The 18,136-nt window shown below is 69.9% G+C and carries 18 protein-coding genes; 11 read left to right on the top strand and 7 right to left on the bottom strand.

The features are described 5' to 3' along the window. Positions 1-42 precede the first annotated feature (42 nt). The 3 genes from F3H10_RS08695 to F3H10_RS08685 form a co-directional block, all read right to left on the bottom strand. Positions 43-2,409, bottom strand: a complete 2,367-nt coding sequence (locus tag F3H10_RS08695) for an ATP-dependent DNA helicase (RefSeq protein ID WP_149784387.1) — start codon at positions 2,407-2,409, stop codon at positions 43-45. Between the two features lie 64 nt (positions 2,410-2,473). After that, entirely contained in the window at positions 2,474-3,646 is a 1,173-nt protein-coding gene (locus F3H10_RS08690; protein WP_149784386.1) for an MFS transporter, read from the bottom strand. A gap of 60 nt (positions 3,647-3,706) precedes the next feature. Then, positions 3,707-4,366 (bottom strand): HAD family hydrolase, encoded by a 660-nt coding sequence (locus F3H10_RS08685; RefSeq protein ID WP_149784385.1) that lies wholly within the window; start codon positions 4,364-4,366, stop codon positions 3,707-3,709. 266 nt (positions 4,367-4,632) lie between these two features. On the opposite strand from F3H10_RS08685, the gene F3H10_RS08680 reads away from it, so the two are divergent. From F3H10_RS08680 to F3H10_RS16070, 4 genes are all read left to right on the top strand, one after another. Further along, a complete protein-coding gene (locus F3H10_RS08680; protein WP_149784384.1) occupies positions 4,633-5,976 on the top strand; it encodes a Zn-dependent hydrolase in 1,344 nt (447 codons plus the stop codon). A 61-nt stretch (positions 5,977-6,037) separates the two neighbouring features. Further along, positions 6,038-6,454, top strand: coding sequence for a DUF3830 family protein (locus F3H10_RS08675; protein WP_149784383.1), 417 nt, complete (start codon positions 6,038-6,040; stop codon positions 6,452-6,454). A 119-nt stretch (positions 6,455-6,573) separates the two neighbouring features. Next, positions 6,574-7,077, top strand: a complete 504-nt coding sequence (locus F3H10_RS08670; RefSeq protein ID WP_149784382.1) for an SLOG cluster 4 domain-containing protein — start codon at positions 6,574-6,576, stop codon at positions 7,075-7,077. Between the two features lie 46 nt (positions 7,078-7,123). Beyond that, positions 7,124-7,282, top strand: coding sequence for a hypothetical protein (locus tag F3H10_RS16070; RefSeq protein ID WP_188127907.1), 159 nt, complete (start codon positions 7,124-7,126; stop codon positions 7,280-7,282). A 21-nt stretch (positions 7,283-7,303) separates the two neighbouring features. Here the strand turns inward: F3H10_RS16070 and dph2 are convergent, their stop codons facing one another. The 3 genes from dph2 to F3H10_RS08660 form a co-directional block, all read right to left on the bottom strand. After that, positions 7,304-8,344, bottom strand: coding sequence for a diphthamide biosynthesis enzyme Dph2 (gene dph2 / locus F3H10_RS08665; RefSeq protein ID WP_149784381.1), 1,041 nt, complete (start codon positions 8,342-8,344; stop codon positions 7,304-7,306). Positions 8,345-8,458: 114 nt separating this feature from the next. Beyond that, positions 8,459-8,608: a DUF7557 family protein gene (locus tag F3H10_RS16065; RefSeq protein WP_188127906.1), complete on the bottom strand. Its 150-nt coding sequence runs from the start codon at positions 8,606-8,608 to the stop codon at positions 8,459-8,461. Between the two features lie 109 nt (positions 8,609-8,717). After that, a complete protein-coding gene (locus tag F3H10_RS08660; RefSeq protein ID WP_149784380.1) occupies positions 8,718-10,853 on the bottom strand; it encodes a hypothetical protein in 2,136 nt (711 codons plus the stop codon). Positions 10,854-10,983: 130 nt separating this feature from the next. Here F3H10_RS08660 and F3H10_RS08655 point away from each other — a divergent pair, with 130 nt between their 5' ends. The 4 genes from F3H10_RS08655 to F3H10_RS08640 all read left to right on the top strand — a co-directional run bounded on the left by F3H10_RS08655 (position 10,984) and on the right by F3H10_RS08640 (position 13,741). Continuing rightward, positions 10,984-12,030, top strand: a complete 1,047-nt coding sequence (locus F3H10_RS08655) for a phosphotransferase family protein (RefSeq protein WP_149784379.1) — start codon at positions 10,984-10,986, stop codon at positions 12,028-12,030. Positions 12,031-12,237: 207 nt separating this feature from the next. Further along, positions 12,238-12,825, top strand: coding sequence for a helix-turn-helix transcriptional regulator (locus F3H10_RS08650; protein ID WP_149784378.1), 588 nt, complete (start codon positions 12,238-12,240; stop codon positions 12,823-12,825). A gap of 180 nt (positions 12,826-13,005) precedes the next feature. Next, entirely contained in the window at positions 13,006-13,323 is a 318-nt protein-coding gene (locus F3H10_RS08645) for a hypothetical protein (RefSeq protein ID WP_149784377.1), read from the top strand. A gap of 64 nt (positions 13,324-13,387) precedes the next feature. Further along, on the top strand, positions 13,388-13,741 hold the full coding sequence (locus F3H10_RS08640) for an SHOCT domain-containing protein (RefSeq protein WP_149784376.1): 354 nt from the start codon (positions 13,388-13,390) through the stop codon (positions 13,739-13,741). A 66-nt stretch (positions 13,742-13,807) separates the two neighbouring features. Here F3H10_RS08640 and F3H10_RS08635 read toward each other — a convergent pair whose 3' ends face one another. After that, the gene (locus tag F3H10_RS08635) at positions 13,808-14,608 is read right to left on the bottom strand and encodes an aldo/keto reductase (protein WP_149784375.1); all 801 of its coding nucleotides are present in this window, start codon (positions 14,606-14,608) and stop codon (positions 13,808-13,810) included. A gap of 148 nt (positions 14,609-14,756) precedes the next feature. Between F3H10_RS08635 and F3H10_RS08630 the strand changes: the two genes are divergently transcribed. The 3 genes from F3H10_RS08630 to nosZ all read left to right on the top strand — a co-directional run bounded on the left by F3H10_RS08630 (position 14,757) and on the right by nosZ (position 18,098). Continuing rightward, a complete protein-coding gene (locus tag F3H10_RS08630; RefSeq protein WP_149784374.1) occupies positions 14,757-15,548 on the top strand; it encodes a helix-turn-helix domain-containing protein in 792 nt (263 codons plus the stop codon). Between the two features lie 92 nt (positions 15,549-15,640). Continuing rightward, entirely contained in the window at positions 15,641-16,042 is a 402-nt protein-coding gene (locus F3H10_RS08625; protein WP_149784373.1) for a BlaI/MecI/CopY family transcriptional regulator, read from the top strand. After that, on the top strand, positions 16,032-18,098 hold the full coding sequence (gene nosZ, locus F3H10_RS08620) for a TAT-dependent nitrous-oxide reductase (RefSeq protein ID WP_149784372.1): 2,067 nt from the start codon (positions 16,032-16,034) through the stop codon (positions 18,096-18,098). The genes F3H10_RS08625 and nosZ overlap by 11 nt, the downstream gene beginning before the upstream one ends. Positions 18,099-18,136: the final 38 nt, after the last annotated feature.

Genomic DNA, 18,136 nt, shown 5'->3' with positions numbered 1-18,136 from the left:
ACCCGATTAATTAAGCGCCCGTTATCGGCCGGTAACCATACCCTATCTCCCCGTTTCGAACCTGTCGAGGGCGACCGAGAGCATGTCCGTGCTGACCGGCTGGAACTCCTCGCGTTCGTGTTCCGGGAGGTATTCGCGGACGCCATTCCAGGACTCCCGAGCGTACCGCGCGTCGAGGAGGACGCGGACGCCGCGCTCGTCGGGTCCGCGGATGACCCTGCCGACGGCCTGTCGGGCCTTCCGAACGGCGGGAACGGTGAGCGCGGTCTCGAAGCCCGACTCGAAGCGTCGGTCGTACGCCGCGATCACCGCCCGCGTTCGCGGCCGAGCGGTGTTGATGAGGGGGACGCCACAGACGACCGCCGCGGCGAGCCGGTCGCCCCGGTAGTCGACCCCTTCCGTGAGCGTTCCCCGGAGGCTGGTGACGAGGACCTTCCCCTCGCCCGCGAAGAAGGCGTCCTTGAGCGATTCGGTCTCGCGGTCGCCGGAGGACTCGTCGAGCAGCACCGGCTTCTCGAGACGCGCGTCCAGCTCCTCGGCGAACCACGCCGCCTCGGCGTAGTTCGGCGCGCCGACAAGCACGTTGCCCTCGCGGCTCGCGACCGCCGCGGCCGCGTCGAGATGGGCGAGCCGGGCATCGGTCCGCTCGCCGGGCGCGCCGCGGTTGGCGTGGGTGAACTTCGGCGCGTCGACCGCGAAGCTCGCGCGGTTCTCCGGGGGAAACGAGAGCCCGTACGTCCGTTCGACGACGGGACGACCCCGCTCCGCGAGGTGATCGAGACCCGTCACCTCCCGGAAGACGTCCATCGGTTCGAGCGTCGCGCTCATCACGACGCCGCCGCCGAACTCCCCGAGCCGCTCGCCGATCGGCTCGCTCGGGAGGCAGTTGTACAGCGCGAGGCTCCCGTTGTACGCGCGCCGCCAGGAGTCGGGCGGCTCCGTTTCGTCGAAGGTCCGTTCGAGGTCGATCGCGCGGAAGAAGTCCGTGTGTCCCTCGCGATACCACGCGTTGAGCGTCCGCCCGACGCCGGGGGCGGCCCGCCGTTTGTCCTCATCGGAGAGCGAGTCGAGGACGCGCTTGACGGTCGCGCCGACGGCGGGCGCGCGCGACCAGACCCGGTCGCCGTATCCCGCCTCGCTCGCCCACGTCGTGATCGCGTCCTCGCCGGGCTCCTCGGGGTCCCGAAGCGGGATCTCGTCGTCGTCGAGTTCGCGCATCGACGCGCGCCAGTCCGGACGTTCGCGGTCGAGGTGGGCGGTGACTCGACGGTCCAGCTCCTCGCGGAGGGTCGCGTAGAACTCCCTGACCGCCTCCAGTTCCTCGACGGTCACGTCGCCGTCCTCGAGTTCCCCGCGGACGAGTTCGGCGTCGTCGGACTCCGCCCCCTCGCGTTCGAACGAGAGCGGCTGAACGACGCGGGTGATCTCCGAGACGGCGTCCCTGAGGCTCGCGTCGGCGACCGCGTCGCTGACGAGGTCACGCACGCGCGGCTCGAGCATGTGCGCCTCGTCACAGACGAGGAACGTCGCGTCGTCGATGAGCGCGCCCGTGAACGTCGCGGTCGTGGTCGGGTCGAACGCGTGGTAGTAGTTGCCGATCACGACCTCGACTTCCGGCACGAGCGCGCCCATCACCGAGTGGGGACACGACCCGCGGCTCGCCGAGAGCCGGACGAGTTCGTCGGCGTCGACGTGGCCGAGCTCGGCCACGTCGAACGGGACCGCCTCGGCCGGATCGCCGCCGTCGTCGGGAACGTCGTCGAGAAAGCCGGCGTAAAAGGGACAGAACTCCGTCTCCCCGAACGTCTCGGTGTCGGGAGGGTACGGCGTCGGCTCGCCGTCGACGGTCAGGTAGTCGGCTGCGGCTCCGCCGCCGGTCGGGCCGCCGTCGGAGCCGCTCGCGGTCCCCGAGTCCATCAGGCCGACCTGCTGGCTGCGCGCCTCGCTCGCGAGGGTTCCGGCGGTCGTCTCGCCGCCCTCGCCGACGAGGTTCCGGGTGCGTTCGCGGAGGCCCTCACACCGCTCGTAGACGTTCTCGCGGTCGATCCCGCCGCGGTTCTCGCGGGCGTACGGGCAGACGTCCGCCTTGCCGACGAGCGTCAGCCCGGAGACGGGGTCGTAGTCGTCGGGGAGGTTCGCGTTGATCGTGTCGAGGTCCGTCTCGAACTGCCGGAGCTGCTGTTTGACGCTGGTGAGCACGAACACGCGCTCGAAGTCGGAATCGGGGTCACGGACGCGGTCGATCCCGGCGGTCAGCGCCAACATCGTCTTGCCGGTCCCGCACGCGCCCTCGAGCGCGAGGAACCCGCCGTCCTCGGCGGCGTCGACCGCGGCGTCGATGCCGTCCGCCTGTTCGGGGTACGGTTCCTCGTGGCCGAAGACGTCGGCCCACGGCGGATCGTTCGTCACTACGACCGGGTTACGCCCGATTCCGGTTAAACCTTCAGAGGCACGTCCGTCGGGTCGACGTCACTCACTCGGCAGTCCCGCGCCCGCCGGGGAGCCCCCTGCTGGCGTGGAGCGCCCCGAGGACGGCGGCGACCACGAGGACTCCGGCCCCGCCCGCGACGAACGCGGCGTCGAACCCGATCCGCTCGGCTGCGACGCCGAGCGTGCCGCTACCCGTCGATTCGAAGAGCAGGGCGATCCCGCTGAAGACGGCGTAGGCGCTCGCGCGGTTGTCGGCGGGAAGCGAATCGAGCAGGAACGTGTCGGCTGCGGGAAACATCGCGTGGGCCACGAAGCCGATCGCGACGGTGGCGACCACCAGCGTTACGGCCGATTCGGCGACGACGAGCGCGAGGATCGAGCCGCCGAAGGAGACGAGGATCCCGAGGAGATACGGGATCTGCGGGAGCCGGTCGGCGAGTTGACCGCCGAACCAGAACGCCGGCAATCCGGCCGCGAAGACGACCGTGAGAAGCGCGTTCGCGAACCCCGTGGAGAGCCCCTTGGTCCCGGTCAGATACGTGACGTAGAAGTTGAACACGCCCTGCCAGACGAAGCCCGGTGCGGCCACGACGACGACCACGAGGAGGATGACCCGCCAGTGGCGCAACGCGGACCGGAAGTCGCGGTCCGCGCCGGCGCTCTCGGGGAGCGGTTCCCGTCGGAGCACGACGAACAGGACGGCGGTGACGGCGAGCGCGGTGATCGCGAGCAGTCGAAAGACGTCGTTCCAGCCCGCGACGAGGAGGATACCGACCACGACGCCGGGAGCGATCACGGCCGCGAGCTGGCTCGCGGCCCCGTGGATCCCGATGGCGCGGCCGCGGCCGCTCGGGAACAGCTCGGCGACGAGCGGCACCGCGGCGACGAAGTACGCCCCCGAGGCGAGCCCGATGGAGAGGGCGCCGACCTGGAGCGCCCGGATGGAGCCGGCGCTGCCGGTGACCGTCGCGGCGGCGGCGAGCGCGATCCCGGACCCCAACACGACGTAGTGTCTCGGGACCCTCGTGAGGAGGTAGCCGACCGGGATCCGCGGGAGCGCCGATCCTACCCACACCAGCGTCGTGACGGAGCCGACGACCGCGGGGCTCGCGCCGAACTCCGAGCCGATCGTCGGGACGAGCGGCGCGAACGCGACGCGTCCGAGATTGATGAGGAAAACGAGTCCGCAGAGCGTGCCGAAGGTCCTCCCCGTCATGCCGGTCGGGGTCGGCGGGCTCCGGAGCCGGTCACGGCCCGCCGGGAACCCTCCCGGCCGTCACACGCCACAGACGTCGAAGAGGTCGTCCAGCGTCTCGATCTCCCAGGTGGGCCAGACGTTGAGCTCCCAGTCGCGACGGTGGGGCCGCCGGATGAACGCGGAGTCGACGCCGGCGTTCTGTGCGGCCTTCACGTCGGACTCGTTGTCGCCGACGAAGAGCGCCGAGTCGGCGTCCAGGTCGCCGAGCGCCTGCTCGAGATAGTGCGGGTTCGGCTTCCGGAGCTGGAGGCTGTGGATCGTGGGCTCGCGGCCGTAGGCCGCGCCGAACTCCTCGAAGCCCTCGAAGTGGTCGACGAGGAAGTCGACGGTCGCCTGCTGGTTCGAGGAGACGATGCCCATCTTCACGTCGAGGTCGTCGAGCGTGTCGAGGTCGTCGTAGGGGGTCTTACGGCCCGCGCGCGCCTCCTGCTGTTGGGCTCTCGAGACCACGTCGTCGCGCGTCCGCCAGAACGACCCCGGGTCGAGGTCGTACGTTTGACAGACGGTCCCCACGCTGCCGGGGGTCGCGCCGATCGTCATCCGCTCTACGTCGTCGGGGTCGGGGTCGTCGACGCCGCACTCCTCGAACGCGTCCCGGGTCGCCTCCCGGAGCACGTCGAAGCGCGTGCGACCGACGAGAACACCGTCGTTGTCGAATACGACGGTATCGTATCTCATACGGTCCGTCCTCGCTCGATACTTAAAAGCGTTTCATCTCGGCAACGGGTGCCGCTCGGAGGCGGATGGCCGGTATCCTTTTCAGTGCGTGCTGAAATAGCTGGCTTCGGTGATAGAGTGAACCGGCATCTCCCGCGGTCGCGTCCCGGTTTCGGTGACCCGTCGACGAGGCGACCGCCCTCGGTCGGCCGACGAGTGGGTTCGCGGGCGGATCGCCGTCCGGTCGCCGGCCGACGTGGATCGGCCGCTTTCCGTCGGGTGATCGCGTGACGTCCCGCGTTCGGGTCGACGGCGAGCGCCTTCGAACGCACCTCGAACGAACCGCCGCGTTCGGGGCCGTGGACGCGGATGACGGCCAGGGACGGACCGCCCTCCCGGCCGACGCCGCGAACGCGCGAGCCCGGGACTACCTCGTCGATCGGCTCGACGAAGCCGGCCTCGACGTCCGCATCGACGCCGTGGGTAACGTCGTCGGGCGCTGGACGCCGCCGACCGCGGACCCCGCGGCGGCCCCGGTCGCGGCCGGCAGCCACCTGGACTCGGTCCCTCGCGGCGGCATCTTCGACGGACCGCTCGGCGTCTACGCCGCGCTGGAGGCGGTTCGCGCGGTCCACGACGCGGACGTCTCTCCCGCCCGTCCGATGGACGTCGTCTGTTTCACCGGCGAGGAGGGGACTCGCTTCGCCGACGGCGTCCTCGGGTCCTCCGTGGCCGCCGGCAAGCGACGCGTCGACGAGACGATGGCCCTGTCGGACGGCGACGTGACGCTCGAGGAGGCGCTCGAGCGGATCGGCTACCGCGGTACCGGCCGAGTCGACGCGAGCGAGTGGGACGCCTGGCTGGAGGTCCACATCGAACAGACCGATCGACTCGCGGAGGCGGGAGTCCCGCTCGGCGTCGTGACCGACATCACCGGTACCGTCCGGTGCCACGTGAGGATCGAGGGCGAGGCCGACCACGCCGGAACGACGAGCATGGCGGATCGGACGGACGCGCTCGCGGCGGCGAGCGAGGTCGTTCTCGCGACGGAGGAGCGTGCCGCCGAGACGGCCGCGGCGGGGAGCGGGACCGCGGTCGGGACGGTCGGCGAGTTCGACGTCGACCCGAACGCCGTGAACGTCGTTCCGGGGTCGGCGTCGCTTCGCCTCGACCTTCGCTCCGTGGATCGCTCGGAGATCCGCCGCCAGCTGGACGCGGTGCGGCGCGTCCTGGAGTCGGTTGAGGCCGATCGCGGCGTCTCCACGTCGTTGGAGTGTCCGTACGACGTGCCGCCGACGCCCCTTTCCGACCGGTGCCGTGCGGTCGTCGAGGCGGCCGCGCGCCGCGCCGGCGTCGAAACGCTGAGCGTCCATTCGGGTGCCGGCCACGACACGATGCGAGTCGCCGACGTGACCGACGCGGCGTTGCTCTTCGTCGCGTCCGAGGACGGCCACTCCCACTCGCCGAAGGAGCGGGCCGACTGGGCGGACTGCGCCGCCGCGGCGACCGTACTCGCGGAGTCGCTCGCACGGCTCGCGACGACCGGCACCGCCGGTGGCGACGAGCCCGGGACCGACGGCGACACCGTAACCGACGGCGACGGTACCACCAGCGACCCCGACGATCCGTGACCGACGGCGACGACACCGTTAAGATCGGCGACGCCGACAGCACACACGACACGAACTACCCATGATAGAGATCGACATCGACGGAACCACGTTCACGGCCGAACTCCACGAGGATCGAGCGCCCGAGTCGGTCGCGGCGGTTCGCGAGTTCCTGCCGCTGGAGTCGGAGCTCATGCACGTTCGCTGGAGCGGTATCGCCACCTGGATCAACATCGACGAGATCGACCTCCCGGAGATCCCCCGGGAGAACCACACGGTCTATCCGTCGCGCGGCGACCTCCTGTTGTACCCGGGGTATCGGAACGAACAGGAGATCCTCCTCCCCTGCGGACCGACCTGCTTCAAGAGTCCCGCGGGCGAACTCGCCGGCAACCACTTCGCGACGGTCGACGCGACCGCGGAGGAGCTTCGCGAGGTCGAACGGGCGACGCTCCGCGACGGCGTCCACGACGTCGAGATCAGGGTAGTCGACTCGTAGTCGCGTCGCGTGCCCGGTCGACGACCCCGTGCCGATCGGGCCGGAGTGACGCGGCCGACGCCGATCGAGGCGGTCCGGTGAAACCGCCGGTTTTTGTGCCTCCGCGGGGGAGTTCCGACATGCGCGTGAGCGTCATCGGAGGAAGCTCGATTCCGCCGGACACGGCCGCGGTCGCGGAGGAGTTGGGGATCGAACTCGCAGAACGCGGCCACACCGTCGTCTGCGGCGGCCTCGGCGGCGTGATGGAGGCGGTGTGTCGTGGCGCTCGCGAGGGGGGAGACGGGAGCGAGACTGGAGACGAGGCCGAGCCAGGAGACGGGGTCGAGACGATCGGGATCCTCCCGACCGACCGGCGGACGGACGCGAACCCGCACGTCACGACCCCCATCGCGACCGGGCTGGGTCACGCGCGCAACGCGCTCGTCGTGATGAATGGCGACGCCGCGATCGCGGTGAACGGCGGTCCGGGGACGCTCTCGGAGATCGGCCTCGCGCTCGCGCACGGGCGACCGGTGGCCGGACTCGACACCCACGACGTGGAGGGCGTGGAGGCGGTCGACTCGCCGGCGGCCGCGGCGGAGTACGCCGAACGGGCCGTCACGGAGACGGGACCGGGCCCGTGACCGGATCGGCGGAAAAAATGATCGGCTCGACCGAGAAGTCGACCCGATGTCGATCGCGATAGTCCTCCTCTACGGCGTCGTCGGGTTCGGACTGGTGGCGTTCGCCGCGTTCGCCGGGTCGATCCGGGCACTACAGGTGTACTTCGACCCCGACGCGGACAGTTACTTCCTCCGGGACGACCACGACCCGCCGGGATTCGAGTGACGGGTCGGTCGGGGCGGCCGCCTACCAGGTGTCGTGGAACGTGTCGAACTCGATCTGGTCGAGCGGTCGCTCGCCGATCGCGGCCTCGTACTCGCCCGGCGTCAACATGGGCTTGTGGAACCGGGGGCCGTCGTCGGTGGTGATCCGGGGACAGCCGGTGTTGACGAACGCGTCCATGTCGAAGTTCCGCAGGCGGTCCGGCGTCACCTCGTCCATCGTGATGAGGTAGGCGTCGTCGTTGTTCTCGACGATCTCCTGGGCGGTCTCCCAGCGGCCCTGGCCGATCTTCGTACAGAAGATGACGCCCCACTTCTCGGCGTCCATCGCCTTGTGAACCGAGGCGTACCGCTGTTTGAGGAACTGGTCGTGTTCGGCGATCGACACCGCGTTGTTGACGGGGTCGGCGATGACGACCGTCTTCTCGGGGTGTTCCATCGCGAGCCCGACCGGGTGGAACTTGCCGCCGCCGACGTACAGGACCTGGTCGGCGGGGATGTCCGCGGAGGCGTAGTTACAGCCGAGCACCTGCCCCTCCTTCGTGAGCCGGTCGTCGCCCCGGCGGGTGTGGACCTCGTAGCCGCGCTCCTCGAGCCAGTCGGTCATCTCCTCGAAGCGGTTCATGTGCTGGGCCGTCGTGACGAGCCCCACGTCGGGGTCCTCCTCGGGGTCGGGCAGCTCCTCGAGCGACTCCTCCATGATCGGGAAGGGGTCGACGTTCGAGAACAGCGGCACGTAGACGATGCTGTCGGACTCCTTCATCGGCGTGTGACCGAAGTGGACGAACACGTCGGTCCGGCGCATCAGGTACGTGTCGAGGTCGCACGCGCCGTAACACGGCTGGCCCGACAGCATGAACGTCACGTCGTCGGGGGCGGCCTCCCGGAGGTCGTCGGCGACTTTCGGACCGCGCCGTTTGAGCCCCTCCGGGAACTGGAGGCCGACCTTGCTGGCGTCGCGCTCCTCGATGGCCTCGACGATCCGGTCGAGTTCGTAGTCCCACTCTCGGTCGTGTTTCAGCGACATCCCCGTCTTGGTGAGGTCGCCCTCCGTGGACCCGCTCATGTCGATCGGATCGTGGGTCTGGACGGTTAAACCGCGCGTTCGACGGTCGAAGGGTGGGGAGCGGTCGCGTATGAGGCGGACGGGTGGCGTCCGGGTCGGTCCCGGTCCGGAACGCTACTCCACGTCGCTGCCGCGGAACGGCGCCAGCTCCTCGGCCTCGTTGATGTCGATGAGCTCGTTCACGATCTCGCCGTACTCCTCGTCGTCCGTCCGGAGCGCGTCGAGCCGTTCGACGGTCGACTCGTCGAGGTGTATCTGGGGCACGTCCGGGAGTTCGTCGCTCGGGTTCAAAAGCGCACGGTCGGACTCCGGGACGCCGAGAGGACCCTGACGGGACGCCGGGGGATGCCCGCGGGACGGGTCGCGTTCCGGTTCAGCCCTCGTCAAACCCCACGGAGACCCCGTCCTCCGGGGGCGTCGACCGCTCGGCGAGCGCCCGGCGGGCGGACCGCCGCACGTCGGCCTCGGATGTCTCGTCGCGTTCGAAGACGACCGTCCCGTTGAGGTCGACGACGCTGTCGGGCTCGGGGACGAGCTCGAGGACCTCCGCGGTCGAGAGCGGTCGCGGCCCCTCGCGGTCCGCGCCGATGAGCTCCGGGACGGTGTCCGCCCACTCGAAGAGCGGATGGTACTCCGTTCCGACCCGCGCGTCGACCGACGGGAGCGACCGCCACGAAACGGCGTGTTCCGTCTCGGAGACGGACCGGATCCGAACCACCCCCTGTGCGCCCGCCCGTTCCGGCGTGACCGCGATGACCGACGGGTCCCCGGCGAGACGGACGTCCGTGACCTCACGGACCCGCGCGAGCGCGACGCTCGCCGCGAGCGGCGTCGCGGTCGCGAGCAGCCCGACGAGCGTCCGGAGCCGGGACGCTCCGAGCGCGCCGTCGACGGCGATCGACCCGAGCGAGCCGACCTCCACCGACGCGGCGGCCGGCGCGACGCGACCGGCGTGCTCGAACGCCGTCGTCGTCGGCACGGTCTCGAGGTCCGCGACGTCGACGACGCCGTCGGCGCAGGCGACGCGGCTCCCGTCGGTCGGAAGCGAACACAGACACAGGCCGACGCTCGGGTCGGCGAGCAGACCGCGGAACTCCTCGCGAGTCGGGCGGACGGACACCTCCCACGCGTCGACCCCGTCGGGCGGCTCCGGCTCCGTCATCGCCCGCTCGATGACTCGGGCTCGCTCGTCCGAGTCCGCCGCGAACGCCACCCGGAGGTCGCCCTTCGTCGGTCGGGACCGGGAGAGGCCGTTCTCGTACCCGGCGACGCTCAGGGCGGCGGTCCCGGTGGGCAGCGGGGCGTCGTCCGGGCTCGGCGTCCCCTCCGCGACCGCGAGCGACGGCGAGGTCCCGGCCGCGATCGGCGGGTCGGGATCGGCGGCACGTCCCCGGTCGTCGGGTCCCGACGCCGTTCCCGTCACCGGCGATCCGCGAACCCGGATCGGCGCGAGCAGGTGCGCGAGGTGACCGAGCAGTTCCATCCCGGACGGGCCCGGCCGGAGGACCGCGGTCGTCGGCCAGTCGGGGAGGGACGGCCCGATCGTCTCCGGGTCGACCTCGAGGTACTCCATCAGTCGGTCGCTCGTCGAGCGGTCGGCCAGATTCGGCGGGTAGAACGGCAGATCCCCGCCGACCGCCTCGTACTCGTACCGCTCGGAGGGGACGTACCCCTCCGTCCGGGCCAGCGAGTCCAGAAACAGCGTCGTCCCGAGGACCTCCGAGACCCGGCGTTCGAGCGCGACTCCCTCGGTCGGCAGCGGTTCGACGTACCCGGTCTCGAGCCGGATCTCCGGATCGGTGCCGGACACGACGGTCGAGCCGAGGTAGTACGCCAGCGGCGCGATCCTGTAGACGTCCGCGTACGTCGCCGGAACCGCGATCTCGACGCCGGTGTCCGGGGTCTCGAGGCGTTCGGGGACGTCGAGTTCGTCCCCACGCTCGATCCGCGGTGGATACCCGCGAAGCGTGGGCCAGGACCGCTCCGGCGACTGCTCGGCGATCGACGAGCCGAGCGCCGACACCGCCGTCATCAGCGCGTGCGGGTCGTCGGGGACCGTCATCGTCGCCTCCGGGCGGGTGTGAAGCGACCGCCCGCCGACGGTCACGGTCGTCGATCCGTCGAACTCGATCTCGACGGCCCCGCCGTCGGCCATCCCGGTCGCCGAGACCTCGACGTCGACCGCGCGGACGAACGCCTTCGTCACCCCGACGACGTCGAAACAGTAGGACCCGCGCGGAAGCGTGAGGTCGTCGGTGAGGTCGGCGACGAACTCGCCGCCGGACTCCCGGACGCTCACCAGCGAGTACGCCGGGATCGACACCGACTCCGCCTCGAAACTCACCGCCCGGTCGACGGGGAGCGCGAACAGGTCCGTGAGCGCGGGCCGCGGGTCCGGCTCCCGGTCGAACCGGAGCGCGAGCCGTTCGTCCTCGAGCACGTCGCGGACGTACAGCGTCTCGCCCGCCGTCTCGAAGGTCACCCGCCGACCGTCGTCCGAGCCAGTCATCGAACACGAGACTCGCGCGGCGCGTATGACGCTGTCGGTCGATCCGGGACCGTGAGATCGTGACCGTCCGGTTCACGCCCCGAGTGGCGTCGGGCGGAACGCTTTTTCCCGACGCCCGGCCAGCGGTGGCATGGACGCGTCCGTCGAGACGGCCCTCGCCGCCGCCTTTCCGGACAGGTCGGTCGAGGGGCTCGTCGGCGTCGGACCCTCCTGGAACGGCGGCAACGAGACCGTCGGCGTCGACTTCGCCGACGGCGGCCGCGCGTACCTCAAGGTCGCGATCGCGGGCGACGGGAGCCGGATCGCCCGCGAACGCGCGGTCCTGGAGTACGTCTCCGCCCGACGGCCGATCCCGGTTCCGGCGGTCGTCGCCGCCGATCCGGACGCGCAGGTGCCGTACCTCGCGACCGCGCCGGCCCCGGGACGTGACCTCCACGAGGTCCTCGAGGAAGCGGACGACGACCGACGCGAGGCGCTGTCGTATCGCGTCGGCGAGGCGCTCGCGACCCTCCACGCGGAGCGGTTCGAGAGCCACGGCGAGATCCGTGGCGGAGGTGGGGACGCGGGGGGTGTCGGGGATCCTCCCGAACTCGACGTGGCGACGGCCTCGTGGACCGACACGCTGCTCGCGACGATCGAGTACACCCGCGAGATCGGCACGACCGATCGGCTCGCCCGCCACTTCGACGCCGTCATCGACTGCGTCGAGTCGAACCGGGCGCTCCTCGACGGCGCGCCCGCGGCGCTGCTCCACGGTGACGTCGCGCCACCGAACGCGTTCCTCGCGGAGGACGACGGCGGCGCGGCGGGTGAGGCGAGTGCGGCGGCTGCGGCCGGCGCGGCTGGCGACCCCGGCGTGGGTCTTCTCGACTGGGAGCTCGCGCACGTCGGGGACCCCGCCCGCGATCTGGTCCGCGCGCGCGACCAGCTCTGTAACGGCTTCGACTACGAGGGCCCGGAACGGTTCGGCGAGGCGGTGTACCGGGGATACCGCGACCGCGCCGGCGACCTCCCCGAGGGGTTCACGGAGCGACAGCCGGTGTATCGGGTCGTCCGGGTCCTCGGCCGTTCGGGGTTTCTCGACCAGTGGGTGACGTACCTCGACGAGCCGATGGACGACCTCGTCGACCGGATCGACGCGGAGCTCGACGCGCGGCTCGCGGCGGCAGGTGAGTAGCATACCACCTCTCGGTGACCCAGTCTCCGGTATGTCGAACGAAGCCCACTGGATTCACGCGGCGATCACGACCGTGACCGCTCATGCCGTCCCGCGGTTCGTTCGCCGTGGACGACGTCGCATCGCCGTTTCGATCCGCAATCGTCACACCCGCCGCGTCCGAACCGGGGGTATGAGCAGTCAGATCTCGCAGCGGGGGGCCGTCACATGAATCGACGTCGCGCGGACACGGTCGTCGGTGTGTTCCTCGGGTTCGTCCTCTCGGTCGGCGGGGCGCTCGGTTGGCGGGCCTATCGACGCCGTCGCGCCTTCGAGCAGTCGATGGGTTCGATGATGGACTCGTCCATGGGGACGATGCACGGACCGGACCCACTCTGGTACGCGGTTGGAACCCTGCTGGTTGTGGGCGGTATCGGCGGCGTCTATCTCGTGGTCCGAGGGGACCTCACCGACTCGGAAGCGACCGACTCGGCGGAGCGTATCGATCCCGATCCGACGTCGACGGAGACGACTGCGTCGATGGGTGGCGAGAACTCACGATCGAAGTCGCTCGATCCCGAATCGGACCCGCGGGCGCGTGTTCTCGATCTCTTGCCGGACGACGAACGGCGCGTCCTCGAGCCGGTCCTGAACTCCCCCGGTATCACACAGATCGAACTCCGGGACCGGTCCGATTTCTCGAAGAGTAAGGTGAGTCAGACCGTGAGTTCACTCGAAAAGCGCGGGCTGCTGTACCGGGAACGACAGGGCCGGACCTACCGCGTGTATCCGAGTGAGGACCTTCAACAGCAGTAGCCGAGACGATGGCGGCCAGCTGTTGGACACCCATCCTCTCGAATTCGAGAGGTATGAACGATCTCCGTGGAACGAAACGGTTAGAATAGATCATAGACGTTCTAGGACGGTCTAATCGTTGAGTTTTCACCCTCGGCGATAACCCCGAACCCACCGTATGACTACCTGAGGCGAAAGACGATGACCAACCGAAACCTCGGACGATGGCTGGTGGTGGCGCTCGCGATCGTCGGCCTCGCGTTCGCCGCCCCGGTAGTTAGCGCACACGGTGACGAACCGGCCCAGGGGAACGAGACGGCAGCTGAAGGGATGCCAGTCGATGGTGATACGGCGGACTGGGCGGCCTGGATGGACGGTCACATGACCGACCACATGGGACCGGATGCCGTTGACGAGATGGGATCGCACATGGGTGTGACTGTCGATGAAACGGCCCAGGACATGACGGACGACGATCACACCACGGTCGGGATGAACGGACGGAGGCACGGCTGCTAACGATCCCCGTCCGGGGCACTCGTTCGGCACGACGGACACACGAACCATCCAACAAACGATCACAATGACATACGACACCAACGCTCTCGAACGGACGACTCGTCGAATCGTGATGCTCGGCGTTCCGCTGCTGGTTACGGCAACGGGTACCGCTGCCGCTCACGGCGGCGGTGGCTACGGCGGCGGTATGATGGGCGGCGGTTGGGGGCTCTTCGGCGGTGGAATGGGCCTCTGGGGACTCCTCTGGATGGGACTCCTGATCGCCGTCCCGTTCTTCCTCGCCCGGTCGCTCCTTGATCGAGCGTCTAGGGAGGAGGAGACACGAGCGCCATCGGTGCTCCGTGAGCGCTACGCCCGCGGTGAGATCACCGACGAGGAGTTCGAACACCGACGGGAACGGCTCGAACGGTCCGAATGAACGATCCGGAGGGGGGCGACCCGAGGAGCCGACCCGGCTACTGGAAAGGGATGGCCCCTCTCCTCGTTACTCCCGGTTCCACGCCGCGTCGTCGGGGTCGATCGTCCGCGCTCCGCCGGCCATCCCGTCGATCGCCGCGAGGTCCTCCTCGGTGAGGTCGAGTTCCAGCGCCTCGAGGTTCTCGGTCACGTGGTCCCCGGTCGACTTCGGGATCGGGACCACGTCGCGCTCGAGCGCCCACGCGAGCGCGACGACCGCCGTCGAAGTCCCGTTCCGCTCCGCCACCGCCGCGAGCGTCGAGTCGTCGAGCAGTTCGCCGCCGCCGAGCGGCGAGTAGCCGACGAGGTGGTGGTCGAACTCGGCGGCCAGTTCTCGAAGGGCCGGCTGCTGGAACCGCGGATGACACTCGACCTGGTGGGCCGCGATCGGCGACTCGAGGATCGCTCGGGCCTCACGGAGCAGGTCGGGCGTGAAGTTCGAGACGGCGACGTGGTCGGTGACTCCCTCCTCGCGGAGCTCGTCGAAGACCGGGAGGGTCGTCTCCGCGTCGTACGCCCGCGTGGGCCAGTGGACGTACAGGAGGTCGACGCGAACCAGACCGAGCCGATCGAGGCTCTCGTGGGCCGTCTCCCGGGCGTCCTCGGGCGCGAGGTTCGACGGGTGTACCTTCGTGGCGACGACGACGTCGTCGCGGTCGACGTCGGCCCTCGCGATCCCCTCGCCGACCGCCGCCTCGTTGTCGTACATCTGTGCGGTGTCGACGTGGCGGTAGCCGGCCTCGAGCGCGGTCACGACGGTTTCCGTACACTCCGCGGGGTCGTCGAGTCCGGACGTTCCGAGCCCGAGGTCGAGATCGATCGGTGGCATACCCACACGTCTCTCCGCCGGGTGAAAAGCCCACCCCAGCCGGAAACGAACGTCGGAACTCCGGTCCGGACGCGGTCTCGGGCGTGTTTTCACCCCGTAGGAACCCCGTCCTCGTTATTTCAGGGAGGGAGGCGTACCCTCGACCGACATGACCGACGGGATCCACGTTCAACTGACGGTGTCCGCCTGTGACGGCTGTCCCGTGGCGGCGCTCTCGGCGGCGACCGAGGTGGAGGACCTTCGCGTCGACCCCGTCGACGACACGGTCGAGTTCGTCGCGCCCGACCCGCCCGAGGACCCGCCGTCCGATCTCGAGTTCGTCGAGTTCGGCGGCCGCGCGCACGGTCGATACGAGATCACCCACGACGCGAACGAACACGCGCGTCCGGCGACCGACGGGGGGCTCGCGGTCGGGGCGGCGACCGACGGGGTGACCGCCCCGACCGACGCGGAGGCGGTCGCGAGCGTCGGCGACGCGACGGGCGGGGACGACGCCGCCGGCGACGGCGTCTGTGCCGGCTGCTCGTGCGGGGGACTCACGGCCGCGTTCGCGGACTTCCCCGTGTCGCCACGCGAGACGCGAATGGACGACGGCGAGCTCCTCGTCTCGTTCGTCCTGGGCGGACACGAGGAGCTCGAGTCGGTCGTCGACGGCTTCGAGGACGCGGGCCTCGACGTCGAACTTCGCAGGCTCCTCGTCGATCGGTGCCCCGACGACGGGCGGTGTGACGTCGTCCCCGTCGACCTCACCGGCGTGACCGACCGGCAGGCCGAGGTGGCCGCCGCCGCCGCCGAGCACGGCTACTTCGAGCCCGATGGCGCGTCCGCGGCCGACCTCGCCGCCGAGCTCGACGTCGCGAAGTCGACCGTCTCGGAGCACCTCCGGCTCGTGACGGCGTCGCTCTTCTCGCAGATCTTCGCGGACGGGCAGGGTACTTAAACCGCCGAACAGTTCGGCGGCAGGCATGCGGGGGATTCGACCGTAGTGATCAGTAGCGGGGTCGAACGTACCCGTTCGGCTCCGACCATTCCATGACCCAGTGGACACAGCTCGGACCGCGGGAACGCGAGATCCTCGCCGTCCTGCGGCGCGCGGACGCCCCCCTCACGGCTCGCGACCTGCTCGACGCGGTACGGCGCCGCGGCGACGAGGTCGCGTACACGACCGTCAAGCGGACGGTCGACCGGCTGGTCGAGAAGGGGCTCGTCGAGCGCGACGTCGAGACGCACCGCGGGACGACCCGCCACCGGTACCGCTTCGACGTCGAAGCGGCTCGCGACCGGCTCGTTCCGGCGTTCGCCGACGAGTTGCGGGAGGTGCTCGGCGAACCGGCGGCGGAGCGGCTCGTCCGTGCGGTCCGAACGGAACGCGACGGCGACGACGGCGGAGACGCCGACGTCGCCGGAGCCCGACCACGACACGATGACTACTGACCCGAATCCCACCGACGATCGGGAGGCACGGAGCGACGAACAGCGAGACGACGCGACGGAGACCGCGTCCGGTACCGGTGACGAGGCGGCCGACGACGGTCCCGAGATCGTCGACGGGCGCACCGTCGAACACCTGATCACCGACCACGAGCGCGACATCGCCGCGACCGCGGAGGGAACAGACGCCACGGCCGCCCGGCGGCCGAACCTCGAACTCCCGCGGCTGGAACTCGGCCGCCGCGACTTCATGAAGGCCGGGGCCGCGGTGGGCGCGATGACCGGCCTCGCGGGCTGTACGAGCGTCCTTTCGGACGAGGGCAACGGAAGCGACGGGTCCTCGGGCGGAAGCGGCGAGCACTCCGTCGCACCGGGCGAACACGACGAGTACTACGGCTTCCTCAGCGGGGGACACACCGGCGAGATCCGGGTCGTCGGGATCCCGTCGATGCGCGAGCTCATGCGGATCCCGGTGTTCCAGACCGAGAGCGCGCGCGGGTTCGGCCACGACGCGAAATCGAGCGAGATCCTGGAGGAGGGCGGCGGCTACACGTGGGGTGACACCCACCACCCGCGCGTCTCCCAGACCGACAACGACTACGACGGCCGCTGGCTGTTCGTCAACGACAAGGCGAACGGACGGATGGCCCGCGTCGACCTCGAGTACTTCGAGACGGACGCGATCACGAACGTCCCCAACAGCCAGGCCGTCCACGGCGCGTGTATGCAGCTGCCCGACACCCAGCTCGTCTTCGGCGTCGGGGAGTTCCGCGTGCCGATGCCCAATGACGGCCGCGACGTCGACGACCCCGACGCGTACGGCTCCGTCCTGACCGCCATCGATCCCGAGACGATGGACGTCGAGTGGCAGGTCGAGGTCGACGGCAACATGGACAACGGCGACGGCGGCAAGGAGGGCCGCTGGTTCTTCGCGACCGGCTACAACAGCGAGGAGGGCGTCACCCAAGGGGAGATGACCCGCTCGGACCGCGACTACATGAAGGCGTTCGACATCCCTGCGATCTGGGACGCCGTCGAGGCCGGGAACTACGAGGAGATAAGTGGCGTGCCGGTCGTCGACGGCACCATGGACAGTTCGCTCAACGAGGGCGACCGTCCGGTCGTCCGGTACGTCCCGACGCCGAAGAGCCCCCACGGGGTCAGCGTCACGCCCGACGGGAACTACGCGATCGCCTCCGGCAAGCTCGACCCGACCTGTACGGTCATCGGCGTCGAGGAGATCGCGGAGGTCGACGACCCGGCGGACGCGATCCTCGGGCAGCCGCGGGTCGGGATGGGACCGCTCCACACCGCCTACGACGACCGCGGCCACGCGTACACGACGCTGTTCATCGACTCGCAGGTCGTCAAGTGGGACTACGAGGCGGCGGTGGAGGCGGATCCCGGCTCCGAGGAGCCGATCGTCGAGAAACACGACGTCCACTACAACCCCGGCCACCTCATCGCCTCCGAGTCGTACACGGCCTCGCCGCAGGGCGATTACCTCGTCTCGTTGAACAAGCTCTCGAAGGACCGGTTCCTCCCGGTCGGCCCGATCCATCCCGAGAACGACCAGATGTTCTACATCGGCGACGACGACGCCGGGATGGAGCTGGTGAAGGACAAGCCGTCGTACCCCGAGCCGCACGACGCGAGCATCGTCCACAAGGACAAGATCGAGCCGGCGAAGACGTGGGACCCGAGCGACTACGACCTCGATTTCGTCCCCGAGGGCGAGGAGTCCTTCGAGCGGATCGACGACAGCACCGTCGAGATCGAGATGTGGGCGCGCCGCAACGAGTACGCCTTCCCCGAGGTCACGGTTCGGGAGGGCGACGAGGTCACGATCCGGATATCCAACGTCGAGACCACGAGCGACGTGATCCACTCGATCGCGATCCCGGAGTACGACATCAACCTCGCGTTGGCGCCCCAGGACACCCGGGAGGTGACGTTCACCGCGGACGAGCCCGGCGTGTACTGGGCGTACTGCGCGTACTTCTGTAGCGCGCTCCACCTCGAGATGCGCTCGCGGATCCTCGTGGAGCCGCGGGAGTAAGCACCGACCACGAACCACCCGGCCCGTTCGGAACGCGG

This window comes from Halorubrum aquaticum (genome assembly GCF_900113615.1).
GTDB lineage: Archaea > Halobacteriota > Halobacteria > Halobacteriales > Haloferacaceae > Halorubrum > Halorubrum aquaticum.
This window is presented reverse-complemented; position numbering and strand designations above follow the sequence as displayed.